Consider the following 15,529-nt stretch of genomic DNA (forward strand, 5'->3'; position numbering starts at 1 on the left):
ATCATTTTGCGAAGAAATGCCTGCGAACATTCTTTCATTCATAATTTCAACAAACGACTTTTACATAAAAAAAGCATGGAAAAGGAGACTTTCTCCCTCCTTCCCATGCTTTTCTCTGCTTCACCCTTCGTCCACGAGCAGCGGGACATGGTGAAATCCTTCGTCTGTATGCTGAACCAATCCGATATCAGAAAGCCGGAGTTCCGGTATGACGACAAGCGCCAATAGCGACAGGGTCATGAACGCATAGTTCATGGTACAGCCGGCTGCTGCTAGTGCGCTGCTGACAGCGCGTGACTGTTCCGCCACCTGCTCAAACGGCTCCGGCGACATAAGCCCGGCGACTGGAAGCGGCAGCGCAGTCGTGTTATTTTTGGTCACTACGGCTACCCCGCCCTGCATGTCGATCACTTTGTTGGCGGCCTCCGCCATTAAAGTCTCATCATTGCCGATGACAAGCAGGTTATGGGAATCATGTGCGGTCGTGGAAGCCATGGCGGCTGGAACGGTAAAACCTGCATTGGAAAGGAGCCCCGTTGCCTGTGTGCCTTTGCGGCCGTGGCGCTCGATCACCGAGACCCAGCATATATCCTCTTTCTCCGGAAGTTGTATTCTTCCTTCTTTTACTGGTACCCTCACGTGCTCTTCTTTCGTATCGACATGGTTTTCGCGGACCTGAATAGCTCTTGCTGTATAGGTGCCTTCCGGTTTTCCAGGCGGTGCCTCTACATGAAAACGTTCTGCTTTCATGTCCGGCTCCAGATGAACAGAATGGAGCGCTTCATCCGGCATGCTCCTGCTTTCCCAATCGACAACCATTTCCCCTTGTTCTGAGACAACGACACCGGCGGCAATCGTTGTATGGACATTCACGTCGGAAAGCGGCCCGTCCAACAGTAAAATGTCCGCATATCGGCCGGGGGAGAGCGATCCGAGATCCTGTGACAGCCCAAAGCGTTCGGCCGTGTTCAGCGTGGCCATCTGGAAAGCAGTGACCGGAGGAACACCCTGCTCGATGGCATGGCGGACAACAAAATCCATACTCCCTTCATCGACCAGGGATTCCGGACTGCGGTCATCGGTGACCAGCATAAGACGACGCGGGTCAATTCCCTGTTCGGTATAGGCTGTAATCGTGGGCACCACATCGTGCCATGCCGAACCGCGGCGGAGTTTGGCATACATGCCGAGACGTACACGATCGATGACTTCCCGGGCATTCGTCACTTCATGATCGCCGGAAATTCCGCTCGCGGCATACGCCGACATTCTCCAGTCCCCGCTCGGCCACGTATAATGACCGTCCGCCACCCGGCCTGCTTTCAGCGTTTCCTTGATCTCGCCGAGCATTTTCTCATCACTGAACACAACACCGGGGAAGTTCATCACTTCGCCAAGCGCAGCCATATCGCTTCCCCAGGTGAACGCTTCCGCCACCTCATCAGGCCCGAGTTCCGCCCCGCTCGTTTCAAACTCGCTGCTTGTTGAAGGGACACAGGAAGCCGCCTGCATGAAACCCGCCATCGGCGTTTCGCGAAGCTCATCGAGCATCAGGCGAAGTCCTTTCATGCCGAGCACGTTTGCAATCTCATGCGCGTCAAAAAAACCGCCGGTTGTACCCTTGGGGAGAACGGCACGGGCGAACTGTCCCGGCGTAATCTGGCTGCTTTCAATATGGCAGTGACCGTCGATCAGACCGGGAGTCGCGTACCGGCCGCCGGCGTCAATAACCCGGGTCCGCCGGCCGATCGTGTGTGAGGCGTTCTGCCCGACATAGGCAATCCGCTCTCCCTGGACGGCGATCGACATTCCCGGCTGAATCTCCCCGCTTATCACATTAACCAACTTCGCATTTTCAACCACCAGCGAGGCGGCCTCATCCCCGCGCGCTGTTTTCACAAGCGTTTCCATATCTTCTGCCAGTGTTCTTCTCGAATCGGCAAACGTCTTTGTATCCATCGTCTCAGCTCCTTTATCCTTTTTTTATTATACAAATGGTTACGGAAGCTGAACACCGATCCGTCATCCTTTTTTCCAAAAAAGTTACTCTGCGTGGTAGAGATGGATTTTCCAGGCTGCCGATTCGTTTTCAAACACTTTCTCCAGTTCCAGGTTGTTTTCTTCGGCATTTTGAATTTCCACCGCAGACAGGACATATTCGCCGCCCATTTTCTTGAATGCTTCCGTTCCGAAATCCAGGTTCTCAATCGTCTCCTGATTGTCTTTGGTAAACAGGTAATTCTTGCCCAGTTCATCAGAAAATACATAAGCACGGCCGCCCCATGTATTGTAATAATTATCGAGTGTATCGTTTTTCGCCAATTCTCCCTCGATAATGTTTTCAAACTGATGTTTATATTTGAGCGGATACATGGTCACATAAAAATCGAGCGTGTAGAAATTATTGTACTGAGCGACCGCCGGATGCATTCCGATGCTTACCACCCGGTAGTCCTCCGGGTCTTTACCGATATAATTCCGGATATCGGAAAACAGGTCCTCCGCGTAGAATTCCTCATAGGACGGATAATCGATACTTCTGTATTTGAATTCATGATGCCTGCTTGTCTCCCCTGCAATCTGACCGATTAACAGAAGGACAACGAGCACCATGCCGAATTTAATCCTGCGCTGGATCATCATGAGCGAGAGACCGAAGACGACATACCAGGTTACCACATTCAGAAGATGGAACCGTCCGAAGTTGAATTCATTAATCAAATCAACAGCGTCTTTCAGTACGCGCATGCCTTCCCAGTTCCAGATCGAAATCCAGAAGGAAAATACAACAATCAGAAGCAGCAGCCAGGGAATTGCTTTTTCCCCGGACGTTAACGGGGCCGGGGACCGCCTCAGTTTCAGCCGTCTGACGGCAAAAATCCCGGCAGTGAATAAAAGAGCAGACACCGCGGTGAAAAAGGCAAACGGATAATGGTACACATAAGAGTGAGAGTGCGCATGAAGCAGATTGTTGCCAAAAAAGTTAATAACAGTGTCCCAGTCCCGGTACCCCCTGTCAAATTCCACCCGGTGTGGAGTAAATCCTTTTCCGAGAAGCTCCCCGTACACGAGCCGGTACTGCTTGATTAAGTAAAGAGCTGTCATGAAGACAATGCCTGCGAAAAACTTCCAGTTCGGTTTTTTATATCGGATCGCATCGACGAGCCAGAAAACACCCATGATAGCCAGGAAAAAGATGAACGACACAATAAAACTGGAGTAAAACGGAACAATAGCTAGTATGAGCCAGTTTGTCCAGTGGTTTTTCCGCTTCCGTATATTCATGAACGCATAAAGCACAAGCGGAACGCCGGCAAAGCTCAATCCCCCGAACGGCCAGAACGCCGGAAGGGAAAACGCAAGCGCCGTTCCCACGCTGATAAAGGAACCGGCCTTCGTCTGCGGCAGGATGTGCTTTTTCAAAAGAAGAAGCATGCCGAAAAAGGCTGTGAAACGCATAAGAAATAAATTCACCGCGTAGGCCGGGAATGGGTCAAACAACGTAAAAAGCAGAGCGAACATGCTTAATTCAGCACCTAAGGCTTCCCGCGGCAGTCCGTTCATAATAGATGGAATTTCTTTGTCATTTGGTGCAAACAGCACATTGTTCTCCACTAACGTCTTATACCATATTAAATTGGAATCCAGGTTGTCATGAATCCGAAGATGAGCACCTTCCCCCAAAATCACGAGCGGAGAAAGATATGCCAGGATCAGGCCCACACTGATCAGGATCCATGTCCTTTCTCTCATCACTTGTAAAAACTCCTAACCTGTTCTGTGATTTCTTCTATCTGCTCCTGCTGCAGACCGTAGAACATGGGCAGGCGCAGCAATCGTTCGCTTTCTCTCGTCGTCCAGCGGTCCGTGCCGTGAAAACGGCTGAAACGCCGGCCGGCAGCAGATGAATGCAGCGGTACATAATGAAAAGCCGTGGCAATACCGGCTTCTTTCAACTCTTCCACCAGGGCCGTCCGCTCCTCGATACCCGCTGTTTTGATAAAAAACATGTGGGCGTTATGTTCACATGCTGCCGGGATCTTCGGCAGTTCGAGTAGGCCGTCTTCCTCCAGCGGACGCAACTCTTCGGCATACATTTCCCAGGAGGCAAGACGGTCGTTATTAATAGCTTCGGCATGCTGGAACTGGGCATATAAATAAGCCGCATTCAGCTCTGCCGGAAGATAGGAGGAACCGGCGTCCACCCACGAGTATTTATCCACCTGTCCGCGGAGAAACTTGGAACGGTTTGTACCTTTTTCCCGGATGATTTCAGCCTGCTCCTGTTTATCGGGTCTGTTCAGCAGCAGCGCACCGCCTTCTCCACTCGTGTAATTTTTCGTATCGTGAAAGCTGAAACAACCGTAATCGCCGATCGTTCCGAGCGCCCTTCCTTTATATGTACTCATCACACCCTGCGCGGCGTCTTCTATCACATGCAGATCATACCGCCGGGCAATATCCATTATCGTGTCCATCTCACAAGCTGTGCCGGCGTAATGCACCGGTACAATGGCTTTTGTTTTTTCTGTCACGGCCGTTTCGATTTTTGTTTCATCGATATTCATGGTATCCGGCCGGATATCGACAAAAACAATCCGCGCTCCCCGCAGCACAAAGGCATTGGCTGTAGAGACGAACGTATAGGAGGGCATAATGACTTCATCCCCCGGTTCGATTTCCACGAGCATTGCCGCCATTTCCAGCGCATGCGTGCAGGATGGCGTCAAGTAGGCTTTTGCCGTTTTAAAAGCATCCTCCAGCCACGTCTGGCAGGCTTGGGTGAACGGACCGTCCCCGGACAGTTTCCCGTTCTCGAGCGCCTCTTGTATATAATACGTTTCATCTCCAGTGACTGGGGGCGTATTAAACGGAATCATAGTCAGTCGTCCTTTCTGTTACGCGGATTGACTCATTACAACAATACCGGTTACAACAAGCAGCATTCCTACTACTTTGAATGACGTCACCGGTTCGTTGAACAAAAAAATCGACAGTATGAACACGAGCATAAACGACAGACTCATGAACGGGTACGCATAGCTGATATCAAACTTGGTCATCGCTGCCATCCAGCACATCGCTGCCAAAAAGGCAGAAAGAAAACCCGACAGCACAAGCGGGTCCAACAACAGTTTGAGCAAAAAAATAATTTTGTCCCATACCTCATCCGGGAGACTGCCGTATTTACCGATACGCCACTTCAGCATGAGCTGGCCGTATACCGTAAATATAACGGTGCCGAAAATGTACAAATACCCCATGCCTTAAAATCCTTTCCACCGTTATTCGTTCAATTTGTGATAGACATCAACCGCGTCTTTAAACTTAAAACCAAGCGATGCAGTCAGGTTTACCATCGCCAGGTTGGCCGCTGAGATAGAGGTTTTCACTTCTTCATAGCCCTCATCGAATAAACTCTGGACAGCTTTACTCCAGAAGTACTTCGACAGCCCGCGGCCCTGATATTTTGGCCAAAAGGCCTGAAGCAGGACCTGATTGCCGGAATACGCGAAAAATCCGGCCAGTTCGCCGTCATAGGCGAGGCCCCATACCCCGCCTTCATCATATAACTGACCGAGCCAGTTATCGTAGCGCTGGTCGGCACCGCTTCGGTCCAGCATGAAATCACGGTGGAACCTCCCGTGTTCATAGGCACCCTGTGAGATGGCAATAATATCTTCGCGGGGAACCTTTTTCATTAATGTTAATTTATCGTCTTGATACGTGGTGAACTGCTCTTTGGTACACGTGGGGATAAGAAGTGTATCCGTGTAGTAAAAGCCATGGGCATGCAGCAGGTGCTTGGAATCCAGCGGATCCACCTTAATGGTGAAATGACCCTTCAATGCCTCGCTTTTTTGAAGAGCTTCTTCCGAGTGTTCCAGCAGTTCATACGTTTCCATGCCCAGTGCCCGTTTGTCCCAGGGTGTTTCTCTCAGTATATTTTCTGTCACAGCCGCGTCCTCCTATTTCTGCTTGGATGCCGGCATCGGCACCGTTTTTTCTACATTTTTTTCATTAAATCCAACCGATTCCTGAACGATATAAAGAGGTCGGTTTTTGACTTCGTTAAACACTTTCCCCATATAAAGACCGAGAATACCGAGGTTCGCAAACAACAGGCCTCCTACAAAATAAATCGAGACCATGATACTGGTCCATCCCGGCACCGGCTCAAACATAAAGAAGTATTGGTACATCAAATATAAACCGTAAAGAAGTGCGCCGGTGGAAAGCAGAAATCCGAATTTAATCGATAACCGCAGCGGTTTGTTGGACTGCGATACGATGCCGTCAATGGCAAGATTCATCAGCTTGGATAAATTGTAGGACGATGTCCCGGAAATCCGCTGCTGGTGCTCCACATCAACGGTGGCTGTCTCAAATCCCATCCACTGGATAAATAGTGGAAAGTTCCGATTTTGTTCACGAAAATGCCGGTAATTTTCAATCACTTTCCGGGATGAGATGCTGAAATTGGCAATCGCAGGGTCGGATGTATTCTCTGTAAAGTAATCATACACTTTATAAAACAGCTTGGATTCCCACTTTTTCAGCAGGGTGTCCTCCCGTTCATGTCTGCGGGCGAAGACGACGTCATATCCTTCAACAGCTTTATCATAGAGTTTGCGGATCTCTTCCGGCTGGTCCTGAAGGTCGCAGTCCATCACAACCATCCAATCGCCGAGAGCTTCATCCAAGCCTGCGGTGATTGCGGTGTGCTGTCCGAAATTCTTGGCAAACTTAATGCCTTTCACCCGTTTGTCTCTGGATGCGAGCTGTTGAATGACACTCCATGACTGATCGGGACTGCAGTCTTCCACCATAATGATCTCATACTGCCACGTGATGGCATCGAGTGCTTCAGTCAGCCGGTTATACAGCTGCATGATGCAGTCTCCGCAGCCGTATACCGGTGTCACAACGGAAAGATGAGGATTATTCGTATTCATCAATATACCACTCCACCGTTTTTAATAGTCCGGATTCAAAATTTTCTTCGGGATGCCACCCGAGTTCTTCTTTTATTTTGCCGGCGTCCACGGCATACCTGCGGTCGTGGCCGGGCCGGTCCCTGACATAAGTGATCAATTCCGTGAAGCTGTTCAGTCCGGCCTGTTCCAGCTTTTCGGCTTTGCGCTCATCCAGCATGCTGCATATCGTTTCAGCGATATACAGGTTGGTTCGTTCGTTTTCACCGCCGATGTTATACGTTTCTCCCGGCTCCCCGTTCCAAAACGCAAGCTCCACTCCGCGGCAGTGGTCGGTGACATAAAGCCAGTCCCGAATATTCTGACCGTCCCCGTAAATCGGCACGGTTTCCAGCTGCAACGCTTTGCGGATGATTGTCGGGATCAATTTTTCATCGTGCTGGTTCGGGCCGTAATTGTTCGAACAGTTTGTGATCACCGTGTTCAGCCCGTACGTCCGGAAGTAGCTCTGCACGACCATATCCGAACCGGCCTTGCTGGCACTGTAGGGACTGCTGGGCGCGTATGGGGATATTTCGGAAAAAAGCCCCTCCGCCCCGAGGGTCCCGTATACTTCATCTGTGGAAATATGATGGAACCGCGCGGATTCATATCCGGGGCGGTATTGATGCGGTCCTTCCATCCAATACTTTTTGGCCGTATCGAGCAGGGTGAACGTTCCATGCACATTCGTGCGGATGAAGGCATCCGGGTCATCGATGGAGCGGTCGACGTGGGATTCCGCCGCAAAATGAATCACACCACAGATGTCATGACGTTCAAACAGCTCCTCCAGCATGGTACGATCGGTAATATCTCCTTCCACAAAATAGTGGTTGGGAAGCCGGTTTAACTGCATCACGCCTTCCGGATCCGCAGCATACGTTAGTTTATCAACATTCACTATCGTTATATCCGGATGGTTCCGGGCAAAATGAGATACAAAATGCTGTCCGATAAAGCCGGCCCCTCCGGTTACCATGATCGTTTGTTCCTGTGTCATTATTTCATCAATTCCGTTCGATGGGCTTCGTTCCGGTCATTCGTGCCGGCAGAAACCGGTGTTTTTTCGACCGTACGGAGCAGATATTTTTTATACTCGCTGTTTTTCATTTCGTAAATCTTCTTCAGCAGCGCATCCCGGTCCAGATAATTCATATAGAAGGCAATTTCCTCCAGACAGGCCACTTTGAAACCCTGCCTTTTTTCAACCGTTTCAATAAACTGGGACGCATCAAACAGAGATTCCGGCGTGCCGGTATCCAGCCACGCAAAACCGCGTCCGAGCAGTTCCACATTCAGCTTGCCCGCTTCGAGATACGCTTTATTGATATCGGTAATTTCGAGCTCGCCGCGGTCGGACGGGCGCGTCTGTTTCGCGAGATCGAGCACATCGTTGTCGTAGAAATAAAGTCCCGTCACAGCAAATTCGGACTTCGGCTGTTTCGGCTTTTCTTCAATTGATTTGACCCGCTGTTCTTCATCAAACTCCACAACACCGAATCGTTCCGGCTCACTAACCCGGTATCCGAATACGGTCGCACCTTCAGACCGGCCGGCCGCTTTCTGCAGCAGCGGCGTAAAACCCTGGCCGTAAAAGATGTTATCGCCGAGAATCAGGGCGACATGATCATTCCCGACAAAGGATTCGCCGATGGTGAAAGCCTGCGCCAGTCCGTCCGGCGACGTCTGCACCTCATAGGATAAGGAGATGCCGAATTGACTGCCGTCTCCGAGCAGCTCTTTATACCTCGGGGTGTCCTTCGGCGTGGAGATAATAAGGATATCGCGGATGCCGGAAAGCATCAGCACAGACAACGGATAATAAATCATCGGTTTATCGTACACCGGCAGCAGCTGCTTGGACATGCTTTTTGTCATCGGATAAAGCCTCGAACCGCTTCCTCCTGCCAGAATAATTCCTTTCATGATGTTTCAACCTCCTTGTTCCGGATCGTAATGGTCAGTGCATATCTATTTCCTTTCAACAGACATGAAAAACATCCACAGTTTCTTAGCACACACTCTGCTTTTTAGTTTCTGCAAAGGAGTGGACTTTCATGAATGAAACTTGTGAATCATGCTCAGTGACGGGCGTTTTCACTTCCGTGATTTCGGATTTTTTCTCTTCCCATCATGAAAAAACAATGTGTCAGCTGTGCGTCATCCCATTCTTTTTTACATTTTTTTAAAATCATCCACACATCCGGACGGAGCATCCAGCTCCGTCCTCTGCTCATACTTACGTTTGGGTCCTTCCTGTGAATAAAAACGTCGTTATGACCTGTTCTATGTTACGTTTGACCGGCACCCGGCCGTTCAAAACAGTCTTATAAACAGTTTATACTGACGTTTTTGATGTCCTTCCGCCGCTTTCCGTCCGTATTATGAAATGAAAAAACCAAAAAGAGGACGTCCCTGGATGCAAAAAAGATGCCCCGTTTCTCCAGGGGCACCTTCAGGCTTGGTACTAAATGATGTTTAAATAATGTCCAGCGGTTGTTTGCGATCCGGGGCGGGAAAAGCCTGGTTGAGTTTCTGAAGCTCTTCTGCGCTCAGCTGCACCGAGGCTGCTTCGGCATTGTCATACACGTGCTGTTCCTGGACCGCTTTGGGAATGGCAAGCACATCTCCTGCCTGAATGACCCAGGCAAGCAGGATCTGCATAGGGGATGCCTGATGATTGTCCGCTATGTCCGACAAGACCGGATGCTTCAGCATCTTCCGGCGCAGAGATCCTCCCTGTGCGAGCGGGCAGTACGCCATCGCCGGAATCCCGTGCGTGCGCTGCCATGGCAGAAGATCATACTCAATGCCTCTCGAACCCAGGTGGTACAGCACCTGGTTCGTCTGGCAGTGAGACGCGGCATCTGTTTCCCACAATTCTTTCATGTCTGATGTGTCTAAATTGGAAACGCCCCAGCGCAGTATTTTGCCGTCTTTTTTCAGCTGTTTCATGCCTTCCACGGTTTCCTCCAAAGGAACACGCCCGCGCCAGTGCAGCAGGTACAGATCCACATACTCCGTTCCCAGCCGCTTCAGGCTGTCGTCACAGGCTTGGATCAGTCTGCTTCCGCCCGCATTGGACGGCAGCGCCTTGGAGACGATAAAAGCTTCATCCCGGCGCCCCTGAACGGCTTCGTTTACGATTTTTTCTGCGCCGCCGCTCCCATACATCTCGGCTGTGTCGATGACCGTCATGCCAAGATCAAGACCAAGCTGCAGCGCACGGACTTCTTCCGCTTTCTTTGCGGGGTTTTCCCCCATATGCCAGGTTCCCTGCCCTACTGCCGGAAGTTCTGTTCCATCCGGGAGCTGTACCGTCCGCTCCCTTACCCCCTTCTGGATTTTCGATGCATCACGTTTCACAGCTATCCCGCCTTTCTTTCATGAGAAACAGGACTGTCTTTTATCATGTAGACAGTCCTGTTTTTGTTTATCCCATCTGTGTTCCGCTTTCACCGAGTGTCAGCTCTGTTGTCTGCTGCTCTCCATCGCGGTAGAACGTGATTTCCACCGTTTCGTCAATGGAGGCTTCATTGTAAAGGAAACTCCGCAGATCCTGACCGTTCGCTATTTCATTACCGTTGATCGAGGTAATGACATCATACTGCTTCAACCCGGCCGCTTCGGCAGCGGAACCCTGCTGGACACTGTTGATAAAGACGCCCTGCTCCACATCCTCAGGCAGATTCAGCGTTTCCTGCCAGTGATAGCTTGGAATCTGGGATAGTGACCCTATCGTCACGCCAAGCTGCGGGCGTTCTACTGTGCCGTTATCTTCCAGATCCTCAAGAATAGGAACGACCGTGTTGGACGGGATCGCAAAACCAATGCCTTCCACCTGTGTCTGTGCTATTTTCATCGAATTGATACCGATAACCTGTCCTTCAACGTTGACCAAAGCACCGCCGCTGTTCCCGGGGTTAATCGCTGCATCGGTCTGCAGGACATCTGATGTCCAGTCAGTCTGACCGTCCCCGTTCGTATCTACCGGAATGCTGCGGTCAACCGAGCTGATGATTCCTTTTGTCACCGTTCCATTCAGATTACCGAGCGGATTGCCGATCGCAATGGCAGGTTCACCGGTGGAAAGGGCATCAGAATCGCCGAATTCAGCCACTGTATTTACATTCTCAGCGCTGATCCGCAGCACTGCCAGATCCGTCAGTGCATCCGTTCCGACAACTTCGGCTTCCACGCGGTTTTCATCGGTCAACCCTACTTCGATCTGATCAGCACCTTCAATGACATGATTATTTGTTACGACAAAAGCCGAGTCTCCTTCGGTTTTATAGATCACGCCGGATCCGGCACCCTGCGTCTCTGTGCTTCCTTCCTGCATGAGTCCGCCCTGCTGGTTCCGGAAAATACCGACGACCGCATCGGAAACATTGTTGACCGCATCGGTTACTTCACTGGAAACATCTACACTCTGCACGGACATATCCGTCGTTTCCGGTTCGGAGGACGTTATGCTTTCTTCTGCGGCACTTGAATTATTCTCATTGGCTGCATCAGTGGAAGACATGTTATTTCCGTAGACGAAAGGCATCGCCGCGGCCACAATCAACGCACCGATCAACGCGCCGATAAACCCGGTAAAACCAGCCTTTCTACGGTCTTTTTTAAATCGTCTGTTTTCCTCTTCCAGCTGTTGATGCGTATCCGTCTGCTGTTCCTGTTCCTGATTTTCAGAATGGTTTTGGTTTTCAAAACGATCCATGATGATTCCCTCCCGTTTAGACATTAGTATGTGAAAAGTAGCAGATATCTTTATTTTCTATCTCATACATTATAGGACTTATGTGTCAGCCAAATGTCTATAGGAAAAAATTTTTGTTTCCTCCCTGTCGGGAATTGTCATTCCACGTCCCCATCCTTTTCAAACCAGTCTATCGCAGGATACGTCGGATAACCGCGCGTTCGAGAAGGCGGGAGGGAATCAACGGCTTTACGTAATAATAAAGAAAAGCAGACGCCCCTAAAGGATAGCGGAGTTTAGGCTTTCGCGCTGTGATGATTTTTTCCAGAACCGCTTCTGCCGCTTCCGGTCCGGCACTTTCAGAAGCTGCCCGGGAGGCTTCACTCTCCAGGTTCTGCACCAGCCTCCCGTATTCTTCATCCGCGTCCGCCCTGCCACGCAGTGCTTTCTCCCAGATTCCGGTCCGGTAACTCCCCGGTTCCATCAGCGATACGTAAACATGAAACGGCAGCATTTCATACCGCAGCGATTCACTGAATCCTTCAAGGGCGAATTTCCCGGCAGCATAGGCGCCCATGCCCGGGAGGCCGATACGGCCGCTGATACTGCTGATATTGATGATACGTCCGGACCGCTGTCTTCGAAAAAGAGGAAGAAGCGCTTTCGTCAGACGGACAGCGCCGAATACGTTCACATCAAACTGCTTCTGCCACTGCTCTTCGGTCAATCCTTCCACTACTCCACCCTGGCAGTATCCGGCATTGTTCAGTAATAGTTCCACAGGAAGGGAACTTTTTTCGAGATAGTCCTGAAGCCGTTCGATGTCATGAGGGTTTGTCACGTCCAGCTGCCATACATGAAGATGTTCCTGTCTGCCGAGCCGCTTTGCCTCCTGCACCAGAAACTCCCCTTTTGACGTATCCCGGACCCCGGCAATGACGTCATATCCTTTTTCGAGCAGCGTTCGCACAAACACTCTGCCAAAGCCGCCGCTGCTTCCTGTCACCACCGCATAGGCTCCCATAAACGTCTCCTTTCCGTTGTGCTCCTCACCGCTGGGAATTCTTGATGTACTGCTTGACGAAACGGATAAACCAGTACAGGAAAACCCACGGAACAATAATCAATGTTGCCCACATGACAACTGGAATAATAGTCGGCTGCCCCCGGAATGCCAGGATGAAAAGGAAAATAACGAAGACGATGGTGGTGCCGTATAGAGAATATTTCATGCTGCACCCCCGGTTTCACTTTCTTTTTTCAGCGTATTTATTATATAACATAAAATACCAATTATGATACCGGTCAAGATGACGAAGAAGATGTACACCGGTTCCGGCAGGGCTGTTCCGCCTTCCCGCTGCGCGGTCCGTATGGGAAAAAAAGTGGAACTTGCTGTCGAACAGGCCAAAAGAGCTGTCGATAGCAAAAACGGGCAGGAACAGGATGAAGACCCGGAAGACCGGTTTTTTGCTGATTTGTCAAGCAGTTTGGGGGACTTCGGATAAAACGGTCGTTCTCCAGGAAGGGGAAGAACAGTTCACGCTGGCCCATAACAGTCCAACGCAAAACGGCAGTGAGATCAGTGTGGCATATGAGATGACACCTTCGCTGAATGGAGGAACAGTGGAAGAAGAAATGCTCGAGGATACCGTAACAGTCCATGTTTCAGAAGAATAATCACGTTTCATCCTTTTCAATATACCGTTTCACTTCAGGGGCATGCCAGGTGCGGAACTTCTCGAGAAGGCGGGAAGGGTTCTCTTCCACAAAAGCCATCGAACGATACGTTTTATCAAGAAACTGCTGATCCGTCATGTGATCAAACAAGGCGGCAAGCGGGTCATAATAATGATGGGTATTCAGCAGACCGAACGGCTTTTTATGAAGGCCGAGCTGCCCCCATGTAAAGATTTCTACGAATTCTTCCAGCGTTCCGGGTCCGCCCGGAAGCGCAATAAATCCATCCGCCAGATCAGCCATTTTTGCTTTGCGTTCATGCATGGAGTCCACAACAATCAGTTCATTGAGGCCGGAATGAGCGATTTCTTTATCGGCGAGCATTTTGGGGATAACCCCGGTTACCCTGCCGCCTTCGTCCAGCACAGCATCTGCCAGCACCCCCATCAACCCGACGGAAGCTCCTCCATACACAAGTTCAATTCCTCTCTGTGCAAGATCTTTTCCAAGCGCAGAGGCCCCTTCTTCATATACTTCTGAAGCTCCTTTGCTCGATCCACAGAACACAGCAATTCGTTCCATGTCAAAAACACTCCTCTCTTCTTTATTATTATATCGTATCGTACAGGCCTCTGTATTATGTCTTATTTTCTCCTGCTGTTTCACTGTATCAAATGATTTCCCCGGCAGCCACTATCAAGGGAAGCTGCTGCAAAAAAAGAGAAGCCGTTCCTGCTGATGGCAGGGCGGCTTCTTTTTTTCTGCTATATTTCTGCTTTCTGATAAAACTGCGGCAGCCATTCTCTATGGGCTTCCATCATATCATCGACGATTTGTTTTGCAACGGTATCCGACGGCGTAAGTGGATTGATCGCCAGTGCAAGGACAGCCTTGTCGTAGTCTCCGGTTACCGCGGCTTCGGCGGCAATCCGTTCAAACGATTTAATCTGCTGGACAAGACCCTGCACCTGTACAGGAAGCTCTCCCACATTCAACGGCTTCGGCCCTTCTTTTGTAATCACGCAGCTCACTTCCACAGCCGATTCGTCCGGAATACCGGCTACCGCTCCATTATTCACCGTGTTCACCGGCTGGATATCCCCGCGGTCGGTATAAATGGATGTAATCAGACGCACAGCGGCATCGGAATAATACGCTCCCCCGCGTTCTTCGAGCTGAGGCGGCTTCACCGACAGATCCGGCTCCTTATAAAGGTCGAACAGTTCCTCTTCCAGCCGCTGCACGACTTCTGCCCGGGTTCCTTCTTCTTCAGCGCTTTTCACATTTTTATCCACCATGTCTCTCGATTTGTAGTAATACATGTGATACGGACACGTCAGTACCTGCAGAGAACGCAGAAACTCCGGCTCCCATCCCATTCCTTCCACATTTTTTACCACGCTGCTGTTTTCAGGCCGGCTTAATAAATCAATCACCTGATCTTTCACACTTCTGCCGTCGACGTAGACATCCAGCCCGTATACCATATGGTTAAGACCGGCGAAAGCAATCCGCACCCTGGAATGATCGACATCGAGAAGTTCTGCGATTCCCATTTCCATGCTGATCGGCACATTGCAGAGACCAACCACTTTTGTAAGGGATGAATACCGCAGAACGGCTTCGGTAACCATTCCCGCCGGATTTGTGAAGTTTATCAGCCAGGCATCCGGGCAGAGTTCCTCCATGTCCCGGCATATATCCAGAATCACCGGAATCGTGCGGAGTCCTTTAAACAACCCTCCGGGCCCGTTCGTTTCCTGTCCGAGCACTCCGTATTTCATGGGAATCCGTTCATCTTTGGCGCGCGCATCGAGCAGGCCGACACGAAACTGTGTCGTCACAAAATCCGCATCCCGCAGCGCTTCGGTTCTATCCAGTGTTAAATGGACGTCAATTGGCAGACCCGCTTTCTCAATCATCCGTTTCGCAAGGCTGCCGACGATCTCCAGTTTTTCTTTTCCTTCTTCCACATCGACGAGCCACAATTCACGTACCGGCAGCTCTTCATAATGGTTTATAAATCCTTCCACCAGCTCCGGGGTATAGCTTGATCCCCCGCCGATCGTTGCAATTTTTATTCCATTCTTCATGACGTGTCACCTCCACTATTATTGAATCACGGAGGCGTCACACAGCATAGATGAATGCCATATCCTGTGCTGTATTA

At 50.4% G+C, this 15,529-nt stretch carries 16 protein-coding genes; 2 read left to right on the forward strand and 14 right to left on the reverse strand.

Annotation, left to right across the window (positions count from 1 at the left end):
• Positions 1-120 precede the first annotated feature (120 nt).
• From ACW9JV_RS17495 to ACW9JV_RS17550, 12 genes are all read right to left on the reverse strand, one after another.
• Entirely contained in the window at positions 121-1,959 is a 1,839-nt protein-coding gene (locus tag ACW9JV_RS17495; RefSeq protein ID WP_457336817.1) for an adenine deaminase, read from the reverse strand.
• An 84-nt stretch (positions 1,960-2,043) separates the two neighbouring features.
• Positions 2,044-3,753: a DUF6044 family protein gene (locus ACW9JV_RS17500; RefSeq protein WP_457337245.1), complete on the reverse strand. Its 1,710-nt coding sequence runs from the start codon at positions 3,751-3,753 to the stop codon at positions 2,044-2,046.
• Positions 3,753-4,880, reverse strand: a complete 1,128-nt coding sequence (rffA, locus tag ACW9JV_RS17505) for a dTDP-4-amino-4,6-dideoxygalactose transaminase (RefSeq protein WP_457336819.1) — start codon at positions 4,878-4,880, stop codon at positions 3,753-3,755. Before rffA ends, ACW9JV_RS17500 begins: the two co-directional genes overlap by 1 nt.
• Before the next feature lie 18 nt (positions 4,881-4,898).
• Positions 4,899-5,264: an EamA family transporter gene (locus ACW9JV_RS17510; protein ID WP_457336822.1), complete on the reverse strand. Its 366-nt coding sequence runs from the start codon at positions 5,262-5,264 to the stop codon at positions 4,899-4,901.
• 21 nt (positions 5,265-5,285) lie between these two features.
• Positions 5,286-5,957 (reverse strand): GNAT family N-acetyltransferase, encoded by a 672-nt coding sequence (locus tag ACW9JV_RS17515; RefSeq protein WP_457336824.1) that lies wholly within the window; start codon positions 5,955-5,957, stop codon positions 5,286-5,288.
• Between the two features lie 12 nt (positions 5,958-5,969).
• Complete coding sequence (locus tag ACW9JV_RS17520; protein ID WP_457336826.1) at positions 5,970-6,956, reverse strand: glycosyltransferase family 2 protein; 987 nt, start codon at positions 6,954-6,956, stop codon at positions 5,970-5,972.
• Entirely contained in the window at positions 6,943-7,977 is a 1,035-nt protein-coding gene (gene rfbB / locus ACW9JV_RS17525; protein ID WP_457336828.1) for a dTDP-glucose 4,6-dehydratase, read from the reverse strand. Before rfbB ends, ACW9JV_RS17520 begins: the two co-directional genes overlap by 14 nt.
• Positions 7,977-8,903 (reverse strand): glucose-1-phosphate thymidylyltransferase RfbA, encoded by a 927-nt coding sequence (rfbA, locus tag ACW9JV_RS17530; RefSeq protein WP_457336830.1) that lies wholly within the window; start codon positions 8,901-8,903, stop codon positions 7,977-7,979. The genes rfbB and rfbA overlap by 1 nt, the downstream gene beginning before the upstream one ends.
• Before the next feature lie 552 nt (positions 8,904-9,455).
• Entirely contained in the window at positions 9,456-10,343 is an 888-nt protein-coding gene (locus ACW9JV_RS17535; RefSeq protein ID WP_457336832.1) for an aldo/keto reductase, read from the reverse strand.
• Positions 10,344-10,410: 67 nt separating this feature from the next.
• Positions 10,411-11,700 (reverse strand): S1C family serine protease, encoded by a 1,290-nt coding sequence (locus ACW9JV_RS17540; RefSeq protein WP_457336834.1) that lies wholly within the window; start codon positions 11,698-11,700, stop codon positions 10,411-10,413.
• A gap of 169 nt (positions 11,701-11,869) precedes the next feature.
• Complete coding sequence (locus tag ACW9JV_RS17545) at positions 11,870-12,703, reverse strand: SDR family NAD(P)-dependent oxidoreductase (RefSeq protein WP_457336836.1); 834 nt, start codon at positions 12,701-12,703, stop codon at positions 11,870-11,872.
• 25 nt (positions 12,704-12,728) lie between these two features.
• Positions 12,729-12,911, reverse strand: coding sequence for a hypothetical protein (locus ACW9JV_RS17550; RefSeq protein WP_457336838.1), 183 nt, complete (start codon positions 12,909-12,911; stop codon positions 12,729-12,731).
• Positions 12,912-12,989: 78 nt separating this feature from the next.
• On the opposite strand from ACW9JV_RS17550, the gene ACW9JV_RS17555 reads away from it, so the two are divergent.
• Together ACW9JV_RS17555 and ACW9JV_RS17560 are read left to right on the forward strand one after the other, a co-directional pair.
• Positions 12,990-13,187 (forward strand): hypothetical protein, encoded by a 198-nt coding sequence (locus tag ACW9JV_RS17555; protein WP_457336840.1) that lies wholly within the window; start codon positions 12,990-12,992, stop codon positions 13,185-13,187.
• On the forward strand, positions 13,150-13,359 hold the full coding sequence (locus ACW9JV_RS17560; RefSeq protein ID WP_457336842.1) for a hypothetical protein: 210 nt from the start codon (positions 13,150-13,152) through the stop codon (positions 13,357-13,359). Before ACW9JV_RS17555 ends, ACW9JV_RS17560 begins: the two co-directional genes overlap by 38 nt.
• Here the strand turns inward: ACW9JV_RS17560 and ACW9JV_RS17565 are convergent, their stop codons facing one another.
• The gene (locus ACW9JV_RS17565; protein WP_457336843.1) at positions 13,360-13,941 is read right to left on the reverse strand and encodes an LOG family protein; all 582 of its coding nucleotides are present in this window, start codon (positions 13,939-13,941) and stop codon (positions 13,360-13,362) included. It abuts the gene before it with no gap.
• A 182-nt stretch (positions 13,942-14,123) separates the two neighbouring features.
• Complete coding sequence (locus ACW9JV_RS17570) at positions 14,124-15,452, reverse strand: 6-phospho-beta-glucosidase (RefSeq protein ID WP_457336845.1); 1,329 nt, start codon at positions 15,450-15,452, stop codon at positions 14,124-14,126.
• Positions 15,453-15,529: the final 77 nt, after the last annotated feature.

Source organism: Salibacterium sp. K-3 (genome assembly GCF_054052005.1).

Bases quoted from the DNA above. Each gene is read 5' to 3' on its own strand.
- ACW9JV_RS17495 (WP_457336817.1), bottom strand. From the start codon at position 1,959: ATGGATACAAAGACGTTTGCCGATTCGAGAAGAACACTGGCAGAAGAT.
- ACW9JV_RS17500 (WP_457337245.1), bottom strand. From the start codon at position 3,753: ATGAGAGAAAGGACATGGATCCTGATCAGTGTGGGCCTGATCCTGGCA.
- rffA (WP_457336819.1), bottom strand. From the start codon at position 4,880: ATGATTCCGTTTAATACGCCCCCAGTCACTGGAGATGAAACGTATTAT.
- ACW9JV_RS17510 (WP_457336822.1), bottom strand. From the start codon at position 5,264: ATGGGGTATTTGTACATTTTCGGCACCGTTATATTTACGGTATACGGC.
- ACW9JV_RS17520 (WP_457336826.1), bottom strand. From the start codon at position 6,956: ATGAATACGAATAATCCTCATCTTTCCGTTGTGACACCGGTATACGGC.
- rfbB (WP_457336828.1), bottom strand. From the start codon at position 7,977: ATGACACAGGAACAAACGATCATGGTAACCGGAGGGGCCGGCTTTATC.
- rfbA (WP_457336830.1), bottom strand. From the start codon at position 8,903: ATGAAAGGAATTATTCTGGCAGGAGGAAGCGGTTCGAGGCTTTATCCG.
- ACW9JV_RS17540 (WP_457336834.1), bottom strand. From the start codon at position 11,700: ATGGATCGTTTTGAAAACCAAAACCATTCTGAAAATCAGGAACAGGAA.
- ACW9JV_RS17545 (WP_457336836.1), bottom strand. From the start codon at position 12,703: ATGGGAGCCTATGCGGTGGTGACAGGAAGCAGCGGCGGCTTTGGCAGA.
- ACW9JV_RS17550 (WP_457336838.1), bottom strand. From the start codon at position 12,911: ATGAAATATTCTCTATACGGCACCACCATCGTCTTCGTTATTTTCCTT.
- ACW9JV_RS17555 (WP_457336840.1), top strand. From the start codon at position 12,990: ATGACGAAGAAGATGTACACCGGTTCCGGCAGGGCTGTTCCGCCTTCC.
- ACW9JV_RS17565 (WP_457336843.1), bottom strand. From the start codon at position 13,941: ATGGAACGAATTGCTGTGTTCTGTGGATCGAGCAAAGGAGCTTCAGAA.
- ACW9JV_RS17570 (WP_457336845.1), bottom strand. From the start codon at position 15,452: ATGAAGAATGGAATAAAAATTGCAACGATCGGCGGGGGATCAAGCTAT.